The organism is Stenotrophomonas maltophilia (assembly GCF_003970865.1).
Lineage (GTDB): Bacteria > Pseudomonadota > Gammaproteobacteria > Xanthomonadales > Xanthomonadaceae > Stenotrophomonas > Stenotrophomonas maltophilia_AR.
Genome location: NZ_RXLZ01000001.1, coordinates 67601 through 83219 on the forward strand (window position 1 = coordinate 67601; position 15619 = coordinate 83219).

A 15619-nucleotide genomic window follows, 5' to 3' on the forward strand; every position below is an offset into this window, starting at 1 on the left:
GCACTACCGCAGCAGGGATTGCGTAAACTCAGGGGCCTGTCTCCCCATATCCCCAGGCCGATGCAACCGAACACCAAGCTGCCCAAGGTCGGTACCACGATCTTCACCGTGATGTCCCAGCTCGCTGCCGAACACGGCGCAGTCAACCTGGGCCAGGGTTTCCCGGACTTTTCGGCGCCGCAGCGCCTGATCGACGAGACCGCCAGGGCGATGGCCGCCGGGCTGAACCAGTACCCGCCGATGACCGGTGTGGCGCCGCTGCGCCAGGCCATCGCGCAGAAGGCACTGGACTGCTACGGCGCGCAGGTCGATGCGGACAGCGAGATCACCGTCACAAGTGGCGGTACCGAGGCCATCTTCAACGCCATCCACGCCGTGGTGCGTGCCGGCGAAGAAGTGATCGTGCTCGACCCGGCGTATGACTGCTATGAACCGGCGATCGACCTGGCCGGCGCCAAGGCCGTGCATGTGTCGCTGGATCCGCAGACCTTCGCCGTCGACTGGGACCGCGTGCGTGCTGCGATCACCCCGCGCACCCGCATGCTGATCGTCAACACCCCGCACAACCCGTCCGGCGCGATGCTGTCGGCGCAGGACATGCAGGCACTGGCCGAGCTGCTGCGTGGCACGCAGATCTACCTGATTTCCGATGAGGTGTACGAACACATCATCTACGACGGCCGTCGCCACGAATCGGCGCTGCGCTACCCGGAACTGCGCGAACGCGCGTTCGTGATCTCCAGCTTCGGCAAGACCTACCACTGCACCGGCTGGAAGATCGGCTATGCGATCGCACCGCCTGCGCTGACCGCCGAGTTCCGCAAGGTGCACCAGTACAACACCTTCACCAGTTTCGGCCCGGCGCAATACGGCTTCGCTGCGATGATCCGCGATGAGCCCGAGCATCACCTGGAGCTGGGTGCGTTCTACCAGGCCAAGCGTGATCGCTTCCGCGAGCAGCTGGCCAGCACGCGCCTGAAGGCGCTGCCGGTCCCGGGTGGCTACTTCCAGCTGGTCGACTACTCGGCCATCAGCGACCTGCCGGACCACGAATTCGTGAAGTGGCTGACCATCGAGAAGGGCGTCACCGCCATTCCGCTGTCGCCGTTCTACGAGAACCCGCCGGCCGGCCAGCGCCTGGTGCGCCTGTGCTTCGCCAAGAATGAAGCAACGATGGACGCGGCGATCGAACGCCTGCGCCTGCTCTGAGCGGAGGCGTGGACATGCAGGACCTGCGCATTTCCCTCGTCCAGGGCGACACCCGCTGGCATGACCCGGCGGGCAACCGTGAGTACTACGGCGCGCTGCTGGCGCCGCTGGCTGGCACCACCGATCTGGTGATCCTGCCGGAGACCTTCACCAGTGGCTTCTCCAACGAAGCCATTGCCCAGGCCGAAGGCATGGACGGCCCAACCGTGGCCTGGGTGCGCGAGCAGGCCAGGGCCTTGAACGCGGCGGTGATCGGCAGCGTGCAGTTGCGTGATGGCGAAGGCGTCTACAACCGCCTGCTGTTCGCCAAGCCCGATGGCAACCTGGAGTACTACGACAAGCGCCACCTGTTCCGTTACGGCGGCGAGCACGAGCGCTATGCTGCCGGTCGCGACCGCCTGAGCGTGGAATGGAAGGGCTGGCGGATCAATCCGCAGGTCTGCTACGACCTGCGTTTCCCGGTGTTCTGCCGCAACCGCTACAACGTGGAGCGTCCGCAGCAGCTGGATTTCGACCTGCAGATCTTCGTTGCCAACTGGCCGTCGGCACGCGCCTATGCGTGGAAGACACTGCTGCGTGCGCGTGCGATCGAGAATCTGTGCTTCGTGGCCGCAGTGAATCGCGTGGGCGTCGATGGCAACCAGCTGCACTATGCCGGCGACAGCGCGGTGCTGGATTTCCTCGGCCAGCCGCAGGTGGAGATCCGCGAACGTGAACAGGTGGTCACCACCACCATTTCGGCCGAGGCGCTGGCCGCGCACCGCGCGCGTTTCCCGGCCATGCTTGATGCCGATGCCTTCCACCTGGACGAGCAGGCCTGAGCGACGGCCTGAACGCCGCCGCACCAGCACGCGCGCCTGCATTCAACGTGCACGCGCGCGCTGCTAGATTCGCCGCCAGTCCGACCGAGCTGGAAGTCCCGCCATGAACACGTCCTTCGCCCTGCTGCTGGCCCTGTCCGCCGCATCGTTGGCCCCGGCCGCGCACGCCGCTGGCAACCTCGATTGCCAGCTGCGCTACAACCTCTCCGGCTGGTCGCTGATCTACAAGACCGCATCCGGCAATGGCACGGTCACCTGCAGCAACGGCGCCAGCATGCCGGTGCGCATCCAGATGAAGGGCGGCGGCCTGACCGTCGGCAAGTCGAAGATCACCAACGGGCGTGGCAGTTTCACCGGCGCTGTCAGCGTCAATGAACTGCTGGGTACGTACGCCTCGGTCGGCGCGCATGCCGGTGCGGTGAAGTCCAGCAACGCGCAGGTGATGACCAAGGGCGACATCTCGCTGGCCCTGTCCGGTACCGGCAAGGGCTGGGACCTGGGCGTGGACGGCACCGCGTTCACCCTCAGTCGGCGCTGAGGCGCGACGGCGCGGCAGTTCCCCAGTTGATGCGGATGTAGTGCTGTTCGGAATCGCTCAACAACCGTTCGACACCGAAACCATTCTTCAGCAGCTGTGCGACCACGTCTTCGACGAGCTGCTCGCTGGCCATCACCTGGCTGAAGCCGAACACGATGTAGCGGCGTCCATTTTCCGAGCCGATCTGGATGGCGTTGTCGAGGTCGCGGTAGAACAGTTCGATCGGACGCTTGGCGGCATCGGCGTTGGCGCGGGCCTGTTCGGCGGTGATGGTGATCATGGGCATCTGCCTAGTGTGGGAGAGCGCGCACGATAGCCAGGGAATCAAAGCCGTTCCCGGAAGGCGCGCACAGTGCGCTGCTTTTGCAGCAATTCCTAGTCTGCAGCGGGACGCCGCCGTTGCAGCCACAAGGCCAGCAGACCACACACGATGAGTGTCGGTGCCAGCAGCTGCACTGCACCGACCAACGCCATTGCCGCGCCGATCAACAGGTAGTAAAGCAGGCCGAACAGCGCGCCTGCGCTGCCGAGACAGTGTGGATAGCCGCGCAGGGCCTGGCCGAGCACATTGGGAATGGCAAGGCCGAAGCCCGTCACCACCGGCACCATCGCCGCGACCAGGGCAGGGTGATCATGCAGCAGCGCGGCCAGCAGGCCTCCCGTCAGGACCAGTCCTGCGGCGACGCGGATGCGCGTGGTTGCGGCAATGCCTGCATGCAGCAGGCGGCCATTGCCCCACGCGCCCAGGGCCGAGCCCAGTGCCAGCACCGCGCCGCTGGCGCCGAACCAGGTGGCTGGCCAGTGCAGGCGCGCAAACACGAAGGGGCCGAGTGCATACCAGCTGTACATCGCCACGTTGAAGGCCATCACCAGCAACGCGTGTGACCAGATCCAGCGATCGCGCAGCAGTTCCCGCAGCAGCGGCAGCATGGGCGTATGCGGAATCTGTGCAGGGCGGCTTTCGCGCAGGCCAGCCAGGCATGCGACTGCCAGCAGGGCAGCTATCAGCAGCAGGCCGGACTGTACGCCGGCATAGCCATTGGCAGCGACCAGCAGCGTGCCCAGTGCAAGACCGATGGCCGGGCTCAGGGCCAGGGCCATGCCGATCCAGGAGAATGCCTGGGCCAACGCCGGCCCCTGCAGATGGTCGCGCAGCACGGTCTGGGTCACCACCGAAGCGGCGGCGGCGCCGACTGCGGCCAACGCCTGGGCCAGCAGCACCTGGCCGAAGCTGCCAGCCACCAGCCCGCCCAGTGCAGCCACTGCGAAGACGCCGAGGCCACAGAGAAGGGCGGGGCGGCGACCGATACGATCGGCCAGACGCCCCCACAGCAGCACGCCTGCAGCGAAGCCGAACAGGTACAGGCTCATGGCCTGGCTGGCGGCACTCGGCGGCAGGGCGAAGCGTTCGGCCAGATCGGCCAGGGCCGGGCTGTACAGGGTCTGTGCCAACTGCGGAAACATCAGCAGTGCAATGGTGAGCAACAACAGGCGGCGCGACATGCGGGCGCTCCAGGAACAGGGCCGCGCATTGTGGTCGCGTCCACAATGGCGCACCCTGTCTATCCTGTCATCAGATATATGAAATCAGACATGGCCTGGTTGCAGCCGCACGCGCACTTCGACGCCGATGCCTGGAGCGCTCCGGTGCTGGGGATCGCGGCCTCACTGGCGGATCACGACTCGGGTTGGCACCAGCATGCACGCGCGCAGCTGCTGTACACCCGGCAGGGCTGTACGCGCCTGACCTACGGTGATCGCATCAGCCTGCTGCCGCCCGCGCGCGCAGCGTGGATTCCGGGTGGGCTGCGCCATCGCGCGCAGATGCGCCAGGCGGTCGACTACCGTTCGTTGTACTTCGACGCCACCCTGTCGGCCCAGCTGCCCCGGCAGCCGGCGATCATTGGCGTGGGTCCTCTACTGCAGGCCTTGCTGGAGCCGATCGCGCAGGCACCGTTCGACCATGACTGGCAGTCGCCGCGCGCACACCATCAACTGGCGTTGTGCGTGCTGGAAATTGCCGCTGCACCGGTGGCGCCGATGGACCTGCCTCTGCCGCGTGATCCGCGGATCGCACGTTGCCTGCCGCTGGCCGAACAGCTGCCGCCTGAACTGGGGGAGCTGGCCGCGCGCACGGGCTTGAGCGCGCGCACCGTCGGCCGGTTGATGCAGCGTGATACCGGCATGAGCTATCAGGCCTGGCGCCAGCAATGGCGCCTGATGCGGGCCATGGAGTTGCTGCTGCTGGGCCACCGCGTCGCCCATGTGGCCCAAGACACCGGCTTCTCCGCCGAGAGCCCGTTCATCGCCTTCTTCCGCAGCATGACCGGCACCACACCCGCCGCTTTCCAGCGCCACGCAAAAGGGGACGGAGGGGATTAAGTCGTTTTCGCCGCTTCGACACACGCCGTGGCAAAAGCGACTTAATCCCCTCCGTCCCCTTTTAAAGAAAAACCCCGGCCGGAGCCGGGGTTTTTCATTTCAGTCGGGTCGGTGATCAGCCGCCGCGCGGGCCGCTGCGGCGCGGGCCGCCCGGACCGCGGTTGCCGCCGGGGCCTCCCGGGCCACGGTTGCCACCCGGACCGCCGGGGCCGCGATTACCGCCCGGACCACGGTTGCCGCCGCCCGGACCGCGACCGCCCGGACGGGCGCCCTGCGCCGGCTTCGGGCTGCCATACGGGTTGAAGCCCGGGGTGGCGTGGTCGGACGGGAAGCTCGGGGCGTTGCCCGGATGGCCGTACGGGTGCTTGTTGCCCTGGCCCTGCGAGCGGTTGCCGGCACCGGCCGGACGACCCTGGCCGCCTGCGCCGCCACGGCCTTCACCACCGAAACCGCCACGGCCCTGGCCGCCACCGGCGCCTGCGCCCGGACCCTTCGGCTTGCCGTACGGGCGGCCCTGGCCGCCAGCACCCGGACCACGGGCACCCGGGCCACGTGCGCCCGGACCGGCGTTGCGATGGCCGCTCGGGCCGGTGCTCACGCCATCCGGCACGTACCAGGTGCGGAACGCGGCCGGGTTGCCTTCCGGCAGCGAACGGTCGTTCTTCTGGGCGCGCTGCTTGAACGGCTTCTGCGACTGCTTGGCTGCCGCTTCACCGCTGACCGTCAGGCCACCCTTGAAGCCGCCGCCCTTGCCGCCGCGGCCACGGCCGCGGTCTTCGCGCACGTTGTCGAAGCGACGCAGCTCGCGGCCTTCGTCAGCGGTGTTGTGGCCGTTGACGTAGGCGTTGCCACGGCCACCTTCGCGCACGCGCACGGTGGTCTTGGCGGCGCGACGCTGGCCGATCACCGGCTGCAGGGTCAATGCCGACGGTGCGCCTTCTTCCAGCTTCAGCTGCGCACGCAGGGCTTCCACCTGGGCGGTGCCCAGTTCCACCGAATGGCCACGGGCCAGTTCGCGCGGCAGGCTGACCTTGCCGTAGCGGGTGCGCTTCAGGCGGCTGACCTGGCAGCCCTGCGACTCCCACAGGCGGCGCACTTCGCGGTTGCGGCCTTCCTTCACCACGACGCGGAACCAGTCGTGCGAGTCGGTGCCGCCGATGCGTTCGATCTCGTCGAACTTGGCCGGGCCGTCTTCCAGTGCCACGCCACGGGTGAGGCGGTCGACGATGGCGTCGGAGACCTTTTCCTCGCCTTCCGGCGCACGCACGCGGACCACGTACTCGCGTTCGACTTCGAACGACGGGTGCATCATGGCGTTGGCCAGTTCACCGTCGGTGGTGGCCAGCAGCAGGCCGGTGGTATTGATGTCCAGGCGGCCGATCGCGATCCAGCGCGCGCCCTTCAGCGGCGGCAGCGATTCGAACACGGTCGGGCGGCCTTCCGGATCATCGCGGGTGGTTACTTCGCCTTCCGGCTTGTTGTAGACCAGCACGCGCGACGGCTCGGCCAGGGCGGTGGCGACGAAGCCGCGGCCGTCCAGCTCGATCTTGTCGCCGCTCTTGACCGACATGCCGGTCTGCGCGACTTCACCGTTGACCTTGACCAGGCCTTCGGCGATGCGCTGTTCCAGCGCGCGGCGCGAGCCAAGGCCGGCCTGTGCCAGCACCTTGTGCAGGCGTTCTTCCAACTTGAACTGTTCGGAGGTGGCTTCACGCTTGAGCGAGAGCTTGTTCAACGACAGCTTGCGAGGGGTGTCACTCATCAGTTTTGCTCCGGCCGACGGTTTCGAGGTCGGCCTCTGGTTCGGAATCGGCTTGGTCAACAGCCACGGTCGTCATCGCGACGGCGTTGTCTTCGCGTTCGTTCAGGGGCACCGCGCGCTCGCCCGGCGCGGAATCGGGGTGCCCATCATCGAGGGGCGAAGGTGCTTGCTCATCGGAAGCCGACGCAGACGCAGCGTCGGCGGAATCGGGGGTGTCACTGCCGGCCAGGCCGGCATCATCGTTCGCGGCAGCGCCTTCGTCGCCGGCCGAGATGTCAGGGCCGTCGGCGCTTGCTGCTGCCGGTGCATCGCGGTCCAGGGACAGCTGGGGTTCCAGCTCGCCCAGGTCCTTCAGTTCCGACAGCGGCGGCAGCTCATCCAATCGCTTCAGGCCGAAATAATCCAGAAAGCCCTTGGTGGTGCCGAACAGCGCCGGCTTGCCGGGCACATCGCGGTGGCCGACCACGCGGATCCACTCGCGTTCTTCCAGCGCCTGGATGATGTTGCTGCTGACCGCCACGCCGCGCACCTGCTCGATCTCGCCGCGGGTGATCGGTTGCCGGTAGGCGATCAGCGCCAGGGTTTCCAGGGTGGCGCGGGTGTAACGGGTCTTGCGTTCGGTCCACAGCCGGCTGATCCAGCCATGCACTTCGCCGGTGACCTGGTAGCGGAAGCCAGAGGCGACCTCGACCAGTTCCACGCCGCGGCCTTCGCAGGTGTCGCGCAGGCGTTCCAGCGCGCGTTCGATGCTGCCCGGCGGTGCCGGTTCCTCTTCCGGGAACAGGTCTTTCAGCTGGGCCAGGGTGAGCGGCTGGCTGGAGGCCAGCAGGGCACCCTCGACAATGCGGTTGATCAGCAATTGATCCATCGGCAGTCAGCGCTCACTCGTCTGCATTGGCGGCGTCGTTGTCGTCGAACTCGCTGCTGAACTGCAGCGGGGCATTGGTGTTGCCGGCGGCCAGCGATTTCACGTAGATCGGCGCCAGCGGTTCTTCCTGCACGATGTCCAGCAGCTGTTCCTTGGCCAGTTCCAGCACTGCCAGGAACGTGACCAGCACGCCCAGCTTGCCTTCTTCTGCAGTGAACAACCCTTCAAAACGATAGAACTTGCCATCTTCCAGGCGTCCCAGCACTTCGCCCATGCGTTGCCGAACGCTCAGTGCCTCACGCTTGATGGCGTGGCCGCTGAACAGCTCGGCGCGCTTGAGCACGTCGTGCAGGGCCAGCAGCATCTCCTTCAGGTCCACCGGCGGCGGCAGTTTCACCGTGGCGCGTTCGGGCATGAAGGCATGGGCCAGGCTGGTGTCGCGGTCCTGGCGGGGCAGGGCGTCGATGTCCTCGGCGGCCTGCTTGAAACGTTCGTATTCCTGCAGCCGGCGCACCAGCTCGGCACGCGGGTCGGCTTCATCGCCTTCCTCGCTGACCGGGCGCGGCAGCAGCATGCGCGACTTCACCTCGGCCAGGATCGCGGCCATCACCAGGTACTCGGCGGCCAGCTCGAAGCGCAGCTCGCGCATCACGGTGATGTATTCCACGTACTGCCGGGTGATCTCGGCAACGGGAATGTCCAGGACATCCAGGTTCTGGCGGCGGATCAGGTACAGCAGCAGGTCCAGCGGGCCTTCGAAGGCATCCAGGATGACTTCCAGCGCGTCCGGCGGAATGTACAGGTCCTGCGGGATCTGCAGGACCGGTTGCCCATGCACCACGGCCAGCGGCATTTCCTGCTGCTGGGGGGCGGGCGGCCGGGTTGGCGGGTTCGCGTCGAGCGCGAGTTCGGAAGTCATCTAATGGACATCAGGATTGCAACGGACCAGTCGCGGCACCGGGTTCGCCGGGCCAACGCCACGGAGCCCCAGGGCACCAGACACGCCGGGATCGGCGCGATTCCACACATATCAAACAGCAGGACGCGCCGTAGGAAACGGCAGCGACGGAACTACGGGGAGGTCGTCTACGTGGCCCGGCCAGGTGGACCGGTTTGAAGCAGCGGGACGGTCGTCGGGGGCTGCGTTGGCCGCAAAAACCGACGGGCTGCTGCATCCAGCCACGTGCAATGGAGGCTAGGGTAAGCCTTTGTTGCGCCAGTGTCCAGCCGGGCCGGGGAAGGGGCTGCATTGGCTAGAATCTGCGGACCCGACAACGCAAGCGAGGAAATGCCGGTGTGGTATGTGATCGAAGGGTATGACGGCCAGGATGTGCTGGCGCAGCGGCTGCAGGCGCGGCCGGAACACCTGGCGCGGTTGCACGCGCTGCGCGACGAGGGACGCCTGCTGCTGGCCGGCCCGTGCCCGGCGGTGGACAGTGAAGACCCGGGCCCGGCCGGTTTCAGCGGTTCGGTGGTGATCGCGCAGTTCGAGTCGCTGCCGCAGGCCCAGGCCTGGGCCGACGCCGACCCGTATGTGGCCGCTGGCGTCTACACCCGCGTGCAGGTGCGACCGTTCCGCAAGGTGTTGCCGTGAACGCGGAACGGATCTCGCGAATGCGTGATGCGCTGCAGCATGCACTGGCGCCGAGCGTGCTCGAGATCGAAGACGACAGCCATCGCCACGCCGGCCATGCCGGTGCGCGCGATGGCCGCGGCCATTTCAACGTGCATGTGGTCAGTGAACGCTTCGTCGGACTGGGCCCGCTGGCCCGGCATCGCGCGGTTTACGCCGCACTGGGGGCGATGATGGAGACCGATATCCACGCGTTGTCCATCCGCGCGCAGACCCCGTCAGAACAGGGCTGAGCCCTTGTCCCACGCTGTCCTGGCGGGTCCCTGCGGGGGCTCGCTGCAGACAGATTTCCATGTCCATTTCGGGACATTCGCCTAACGGACTGTTTACAAGCCCAGATGGAAACGCTTACATTCCGCGCCAATGCTGGTAGGTCCAAGCCGTGGAGGGCGGCTTCGTGAACAAGGCAGCTATCACAATCAAAGACGTCGCTCGCGAAGCCCGGGTCTCCGTGGCCACGGTTTCCCGCGCGCTCAACGGGCATGAAAATGTCGCCGAACCGGTCCGCCAGCTTGTGCTGGAGGTGGCCGCACGGCTGCGTTACACCCCGCACGCCGCCGCCCGCAGCCTGAGCAGCCGCCGCACCAATACGGTGGGCGTGGTGCTGCCGGACCTGTACGGCGAATTCTTCTCCGAACTGATGCGTGGCATCGACAATGTCGCCCGTAGCCGCCGCCAGCACCTGCTGGTGTCCAGCTACCACGGTGACCAGGAGCAGCAGGGCGCGGCCCTGCGCGCCATGCGCGGCCGCGTCGATGGCCTGCTGGTGCTCTCACCCTATGCCGAGAGCCCCGGTTTCCTGACCGACAACCTGCCGCAGTCGTTGCCAACGGTGTTGATCAACACCTATCTGCCCGGGCAGGACCACCCGGTGCTGAGCATCGACGACCATGCTGGTGCGATGGCGATGACCCGCCATCTGCTCGACGCCGGCCACCGTCGCATCGCTTTCATTTCTGGCCCGGATCTCAACTTCGACGCGCGCGAGCGCCTGCGCGGCTTCCGTGACGCGCTGGCGGCTTTTGGCGGTGGCGCCGAGGGCATCGAGCTGCCCGGTGATTTCGACGAAGCTTCCGGCCATCGCGCCGGTCAGGAGTTGCTGGCAGCCGGAGCGCTGCCTGATGCCGTGTTCGCCGCCAACGACATGATGGCCCTGGGATGCCTGTATGCATTCACGCAGGCCGGTGTCCGTGTTCCGACCGATGTCGCCCTGGCGGGTTTCGATGACATTCCACTGGCGCGTTTCGTGCACCCGTCGCTGACCACCATGCAGGTCAGCATCGCCGAGCTCGGCGACCGGGCCATGACGCGCCTGCTGCAGTTGATGGACGGCACCTCCACGGACGGGACAGGGGACAAGCAGACCCTGGTTCCCCGCTTGATAGTTCGCGATTCCACCACTCCGCCATCGGGCCATTGAAGCCAGAGGCGTTCCTTCTTTTTTGATTGATCGCAGGGACCGCGCAAGCGGTTACCGCCACCCGGAGATTGAGTTGATGATGCACACCACCTTCCGCACGCCGGCGCGCCGGCTGCTGAGCACCGCACTGGTCAGCTGCCTGATGCTGGCCGCCGCTCCGAACGTCATGGCGCAGTCGGCCAATGCCAGCCTGCGCGGCCAGGTATCCGGCGCCCAGGCCGGTTCTGAAGTCACCGCTACCAACGTGGCCACTGGCACCGTCCGTCGCGGCACCGTCCGTGCCGATGGCAGCTACTCGCTGATGGGCCTGGACCCGGGCACCTACGACGTGGTCGCCAATGGCCAGGTCCAGAAGGTCACCGTCACCGTGGCCTCGACCGCCACCTTGAACTTCGCCGGTGCGGCCAGCAGCACCCCGGGTTCGACCGCGGCCACCAATCTGGACACCGTCAACGTCGTTGCGCCGACCCTGCTGCAGGAAGTGCGCACGTCTGAAGTCGGCAAGACCGTCAGCCTGCAGCAGATCCAGACCACGCCGCAGGTCTCGCGCAACTTCCTGGAGTTTGCCGACGCGGTGCCGGGCCTGATCTTCACCCGTGATGCCAAGGGCAACACCTCGCTGCGCGGTGGTGCCACCAATGCCGATGGCACCAATGTGTACATCGACGGTGTTGGCCAGAAGAGCTATGTGAAGGGCGGCGGCGTGGCCGGCCAGTCCGGCAGCGCGGGCAATCCGTTCCCGCAGCTGGCCATTGGCGAGTACAAGGTCATCAGCGGCAACTACAAGGCCGAGTACGGCCAGGTTTCCAGTGCTGCCGTCACCGCCGCGACCAAGTCCGGTACCAACGAGTTCAAGGGTGAAGCCTTCTACCGTTACACCAACGACAGCATGCGCGCGATGACCCCGGCCGAACGCCAGCCGAACAAGGGCAAGGAGGATTCGGCCGAGAAGGAATACGGCTTCGCGCTGGGTGGCCCGATCATCCAGGACAAGGCCCACTTCTTCGTGACCTACGAAGCCAAGCGCTTCGACCTGCCGGTGACCATCGCGCCGGATGGCGCGGTCACAGGTGCTGCCGGCCTGCTGCCGGCCATCGGCGCCGCCGGCCTTGGTCCGGCCAGCCAGCCGTTCCAGCAGGACCTGATCTTCGCCAAGATCGACTTCGAGCCGACCGACAATGATCGCATCGAGCTGACCTTCCAGGACCGCGACGAAACCCAGTCGCAGTTCAGTGGCCAGACCTCGCCGGAAGCCGGTCGTGAAGTGGTCAACACCGACCGTCGTTATGCGCTGCGCTGGAACCACAGTGGTGAGCGCTACTACAACGAATTGATGGTTACTCACGAAGATTCGTTCAACAATCCGAACCCGCTGACCCTGGCCAACGGCATCACCTACACCGCGCCGGACGGTCCCGAAGACCGCACCGTGGTGAAGATCGGTGGCGCATCGGCGCTGGATTCGCAGGTGAAGGGCCAGAAGGGCTGGTCGATCGAAGACAACCTGACCCTGGATGGCATCCAGTGGGCCGGCGATCACACCATCAAGATGGGCGTGAAGTACAAGCAGATCGACCTGTACGCCTCCGATGCGGCACAGATCAACCCGACCTTCACCTACTCCCTGGGCGATCCGGACTTCCCGGATTCGATTCCGTACAAGGCACAGTTCGTCAAGCCGGTGACCGGCGTGTCGGGGGTGTCCGGCGAAGTCCGTTCGAAGTCCAAGCAGTACGGCGTGTTCATCCAGGACGACTGGCAGGTCAACGACCACCTGCAGCTGAACATCGGCCTGCGCTGGGACTACGAAAAGACCCCGACCTACCTGAACTTCGTAACCCCGCAGCAGGTGGTCGACGCCATCTATTCGCAGGATCCGCGTGCGCCTGCCGGCCAGACCTACGCCGACTCGCTGGCGCTGGGCGGTCTGGACATCAGCGACTACATCAGCAACGGTCATAACCGCAAAGCGTTCAAGGATGCCTGGCAGCCGCGCCTGGGCTTCTCGTATGACATCAATGCCGACGAGCAGCATGTGATCCACGGTGGTGCCGGCCGTTCCTACGACCGTGACCTGTTCGACAACCTGCAGCTGGAAACCACCAAGCTGGCCCTGCCGCAGCCGACCATCTACTTCCGCAACCCGGCCACCGGCACCTGCATCAACGGCCAGGCCGCCTGCTATGACTGGAACCCGAACCTGCTCAACGGCATCGGCAACCTGCAGTCACTGGTCGGCGCGACCAGCAATGCCGGCCTGGAAGTCGACCTGCTGAACAACAAGCTGAAGGCGCCGTATTCGGACCAGTTCAGCCTGGGCATGAGCAACCGGATCGGCGAGTGGCTGACCGATGCAACCATCGCCCGTACCCTGAGCTACGACGGCTTCGCCTTCACTCTGGGCAACCGTTACCCGACCGGCCAGTTCTTCGATGATCCGCGCCTGTGTGGCGGCACCGACCCGGGCCTGAGCCAGGCGTGGAGCTGCAACGTGCCGGGCTTCGGCAGCTTGATCATTGGCCAGCAGGGCATCAAGACCCGCGCCACCCAGGTCCTGCTGTCGGCGCAGAAGCCGTTCACCAAGGAAAGCGGCTGGGGCACCTCGATCGCCTACACCTGGACCACCGCCCGTCACAACCGCGACATCAACGAGAAGTACGCGTTTGACCGCGGCCTGATCGGTGACTACCCGACCATCCGTTCCAACGGCGCGCCGCGTCACCGCCTGGTGGTGACCGGTTCGTACGCGGGCTTCTGGGGCATCACCTTCGGCGGCAAGATCACCCTGGCAACCCCGACCGCCGTCAACGACTGGTACCCGGTGATGCAGGCCAGCGGCTACACCCTGCCGACTCCGCAGGCGGCCGTGCCCAACGCCACCGGCAAGTTCCTGGTGGGTGGCAAGATCTTCGGCTACCGTTCGGTTGACCTGCAGGCGACGAAGACGTTCAAGATGCCGGGCGATACCGAGCTGTACGCGCGTATCGACATCATCAACGTGTTCAACTTCGACAACTTCTCCACCTACAACTACGTCAAGACCAACGGCAAGCTGCAGGCCAGCTACAACGAGACCGGCGAAATCATCGGTACTCCGCGCCAGATCAAGGCCGAAGTGGGCTTCCGCTTCTAAGCCCGGATGTAGATGCACGACCCGATGCCGCCGCTCCACCGGCGGCATCGACTGCGTGAAAACGGCAATGGCCGGCCCCGCGCCGGTCCATTGCCCATGCCGCTACCGGCCAGGGGGCAGCGGCATGGGCAATGATCGCGGTGTCAAACCACGTTTTTCGTGGTTTTTTCAGAACGCATCTTGTAAACGATTTCAGATCATTGGACGGTATGCTTTCCCATCGATCAGACCACCGGAGAAATCGCGCCATGCAGGCACGCCATCTGTTGTCCGCCGCAGCGTTGAGCCTGGCCGTGGCCGCCTGCCAGCCGGCCCAGCAGGAACCTGCCAAGCCGCGGCCGCCGGTGATCCTGATCGAGGCCGACGCACCGCCGCGGCCGATGAAGCCGGTGTTGCCGCCGCTGTTCGATGACATCGAGCGGCGTACCTTCCAGTTCTTCTGGGATACCACCAACGAGATCAATGGCCTGACCCCGGACCGCTATCCGTCGCGGCCGTTCGCCAGCATCGCCTCGGTCGGCTTCGCACTGACCGCGTACCCGATCGGCATCGAGAACGGCTGGGTCAGCCGCAACCAGGCGATCGACCGCACCCTGACCACGCTGAAGTTCTTCCGCGACGTGCCGATGGGCCCGCAGCGCACCGGCAAGGCCGGCTACAAGGGCTTCTACTACCACTTCCTGGACATGCAGGAAGGGCGTCGCTACGACAGCTGGGTCGAACTGTCCTCGGTCGATACCGCGCTGCTGATGATGGGCGTACTGTTCGCGCAGTCGTACTACGACGGCGACGATCCGCGCGAGAAGGAGATCCGGCAGATCGCCGACACCCTGTACAAGAAGGTCGACTGGCCGTGGCTGCAGCAGCGTGCGCCGCTGATCTCGATGGGCTGGTTCCCCGAGAGCGGCTTCATCGACCACGACTGGATGGGCTACAACGAGGCGATGATGGTCTACATCCTTGCCCTGGGTTCGCCGACGCACCCGGTCAGCCCGGATGCATGGACCGTGTGGACGCGCACCTATGACAACGACTGGGGCGTCTACCAGGGCCAGGAATACCTGTCCTTCGGCCCGCTGTTCGGTCACCAGTACAGCCACGTCTGGATCGACTTCCGCGACATCCAGGACGCGTACATGCGCGAGCGCGGCAGCACCTACTTCCTCAACAGCCGCTCGGCTGCCCTGGCCCAGCGCGAGTACGCCATCGCCAACCCGATGCAATGGAAGGAGTACGGCGAAAATGTGTGGGGCCTGACCGCCAGTGATGGGCCGCAGAACACCACCCAGGACTATCGTGGCGAGCAGCGCCAGTTCCGCCACTACTCTTCGCGCGGCGCTGGCCTGCGCGAGAACTTCGATGACGGCACCATCGCCCCGACCGCCGCGATTGCCTCGGTGGTGTTCGCGCCGGAGCAGGTGATCCCGGCCACGCTGGAGATGCACAAGCGCTTTGGCGATTACATCTACTCCAGCTACGGCTTCCTGGATTCATTCAATCCCAGCTTCAACTACGACATCCCGATCAAGACCGGCCGCCTGGTGCCGGATCGCGGCTGGGTCGCCAGCGATTACATCGCCATCGACCAGGGCCCGATCCTGACCATGATCGCCAACTACCGCGATGACTTCGTCTGGGAAGTGATGAAGAAGAACCCGTACATCCGCAAGGGCCTGGAACGGGCCGGGTTCAGTGGTGGCTGGCTGGCACCGGAAGGTTCGTTCCAGCCGCTGGAACTGCAGAAAGACGAAAAGGCCGCGGCGGCACGCGCGGTGGGTATCGCCGAATCACGCGCGGCTGCCGCGCAGGAACAGAAGAACAATGCCAACCGCACCACAGGCCAGGGCAAGTAG

At 65.9% G+C, this 15619-nt stretch carries 14 protein-coding genes; 9 read left to right on the forward strand and 5 right to left on the reverse strand.

What is annotated here, in order from left to right; genetic code table 11:
• The first annotated feature begins 60 nt into the window (after positions 1-60).
• The 3 genes from EKL94_RS00335 to EKL94_RS00345 all read left to right on the forward strand — a co-directional run bounded on the left by EKL94_RS00335 (position 61) and on the right by EKL94_RS00345 (position 2568).
• On the forward strand, positions 61-1209 hold the full coding sequence (locus EKL94_RS00335) for a pyridoxal phosphate-dependent aminotransferase (RefSeq protein WP_126927525.1): 1149 nt from the start codon (positions 61-63) through the stop codon (positions 1207-1209).
• Positions 1210-1223: 14 nt separating this feature from the next.
• On the forward strand, positions 1224-2030 hold the full coding sequence (locus tag EKL94_RS00340) for an amidohydrolase (protein WP_126927526.1): 807 nt from the start codon (positions 1224-1226) through the stop codon (positions 2028-2030).
• Between the two features lie 103 nt (positions 2031-2133).
• Positions 2134-2568: a hypothetical protein gene (locus tag EKL94_RS00345; RefSeq protein WP_071229733.1), complete on the forward strand. Its 435-nt coding sequence runs from the start codon at positions 2134-2136 to the stop codon at positions 2566-2568.
• On the opposite strand, the gene EKL94_RS00350 is transcribed toward EKL94_RS00345, so the two are convergent.
• Complete coding sequence (locus EKL94_RS00350; RefSeq protein ID WP_126927527.1) at positions 2555-2848, reverse strand: hypothetical protein; 294 nt, start codon at positions 2846-2848, stop codon at positions 2555-2557. The two genes, EKL94_RS00345 and EKL94_RS00350, sit on opposite strands and share 14 nt — an antisense overlap.
• Before the next feature lie 95 nt (positions 2849-2943).
• Entirely contained in the window at positions 2944-4071 is a 1128-nt protein-coding gene (locus EKL94_RS00355; RefSeq protein WP_126927528.1) for an MFS transporter, read from the reverse strand.
• Positions 4072-4161: 90 nt separating this feature from the next.
• Here EKL94_RS00355 and EKL94_RS00360 point away from each other — a divergent pair, with 90 nt between their 5' ends.
• Positions 4162-4950, forward strand: coding sequence for an AraC family transcriptional regulator (locus EKL94_RS00360; RefSeq protein ID WP_126927529.1), 789 nt, complete (start codon positions 4162-4164; stop codon positions 4948-4950).
• A gap of 115 nt (positions 4951-5065) precedes the next feature.
• On the opposite strand, the gene EKL94_RS00365 is transcribed toward EKL94_RS00360, so the two are convergent.
• From EKL94_RS00365 to EKL94_RS00375, 3 genes are read right to left on the reverse strand one after another with little or no spacing between them, the layout of a single operon-like run.
• Positions 5066-6712, reverse strand: coding sequence for a pseudouridine synthase (locus tag EKL94_RS00365; RefSeq protein WP_110712888.1), 1647 nt, complete (start codon positions 6710-6712; stop codon positions 5066-5068).
• The gene (scpB, locus tag EKL94_RS00370) at positions 6705-7580 is read right to left on the reverse strand and encodes an SMC-Scp complex subunit ScpB (RefSeq protein WP_126927530.1); all 876 of its coding nucleotides are present in this window, start codon (positions 7578-7580) and stop codon (positions 6705-6707) included. The genes EKL94_RS00365 and scpB overlap by 8 nt, the downstream gene beginning before the upstream one ends.
• A 13-nt stretch (positions 7581-7593) precedes the next feature.
• Positions 7594-8499: a segregation and condensation protein A gene (locus tag EKL94_RS00375; protein ID WP_006456456.1), complete on the reverse strand. Its 906-nt coding sequence runs from the start codon at positions 8497-8499 to the stop codon at positions 7594-7596.
• Positions 8500-8874: 375 nt separating this feature from the next.
• Here EKL94_RS00375 and EKL94_RS00380 point away from each other — a divergent pair, with 375 nt between their 5' ends.
• From EKL94_RS00380 to EKL94_RS00400, 5 genes are all read left to right on the forward strand, one after another.
• A complete protein-coding gene (locus EKL94_RS00380) occupies positions 8875-9174 on the forward strand; it encodes a YciI family protein (protein WP_014037825.1) in 300 nt (99 codons plus the stop codon).
• Positions 9171-9446, forward strand: a complete 276-nt coding sequence (locus tag EKL94_RS00385) for a BolA family protein (RefSeq protein ID WP_440086316.1) — start codon at positions 9171-9173, stop codon at positions 9444-9446. The genes EKL94_RS00380 and EKL94_RS00385 overlap by 4 nt, the downstream gene beginning before the upstream one ends.
• 149 nt (positions 9447-9595) lie before the next feature.
• Positions 9596-10633 carry a LacI family DNA-binding transcriptional regulator gene (locus tag EKL94_RS00390; protein WP_032129774.1) on the forward strand — a complete coding sequence of 346 codons (1038 nt, stop codon included), beginning with the start codon at positions 9596-9598 and terminating at the stop codon, positions 10631-10633.
• A gap of 76 nt (positions 10634-10709) precedes the next feature.
• Positions 10710-13766, forward strand: coding sequence for a TonB-dependent receptor (locus EKL94_RS00395; RefSeq protein WP_126927532.1), 3057 nt, complete (start codon positions 10710-10712; stop codon positions 13764-13766).
• 248 nt (positions 13767-14014) lie between these two features.
• Positions 14015-15619: a glucoamylase family protein gene (locus EKL94_RS00400; protein WP_010486724.1), complete on the forward strand. Its 1605-nt coding sequence runs from the start codon at positions 14015-14017 to the stop codon at positions 15617-15619.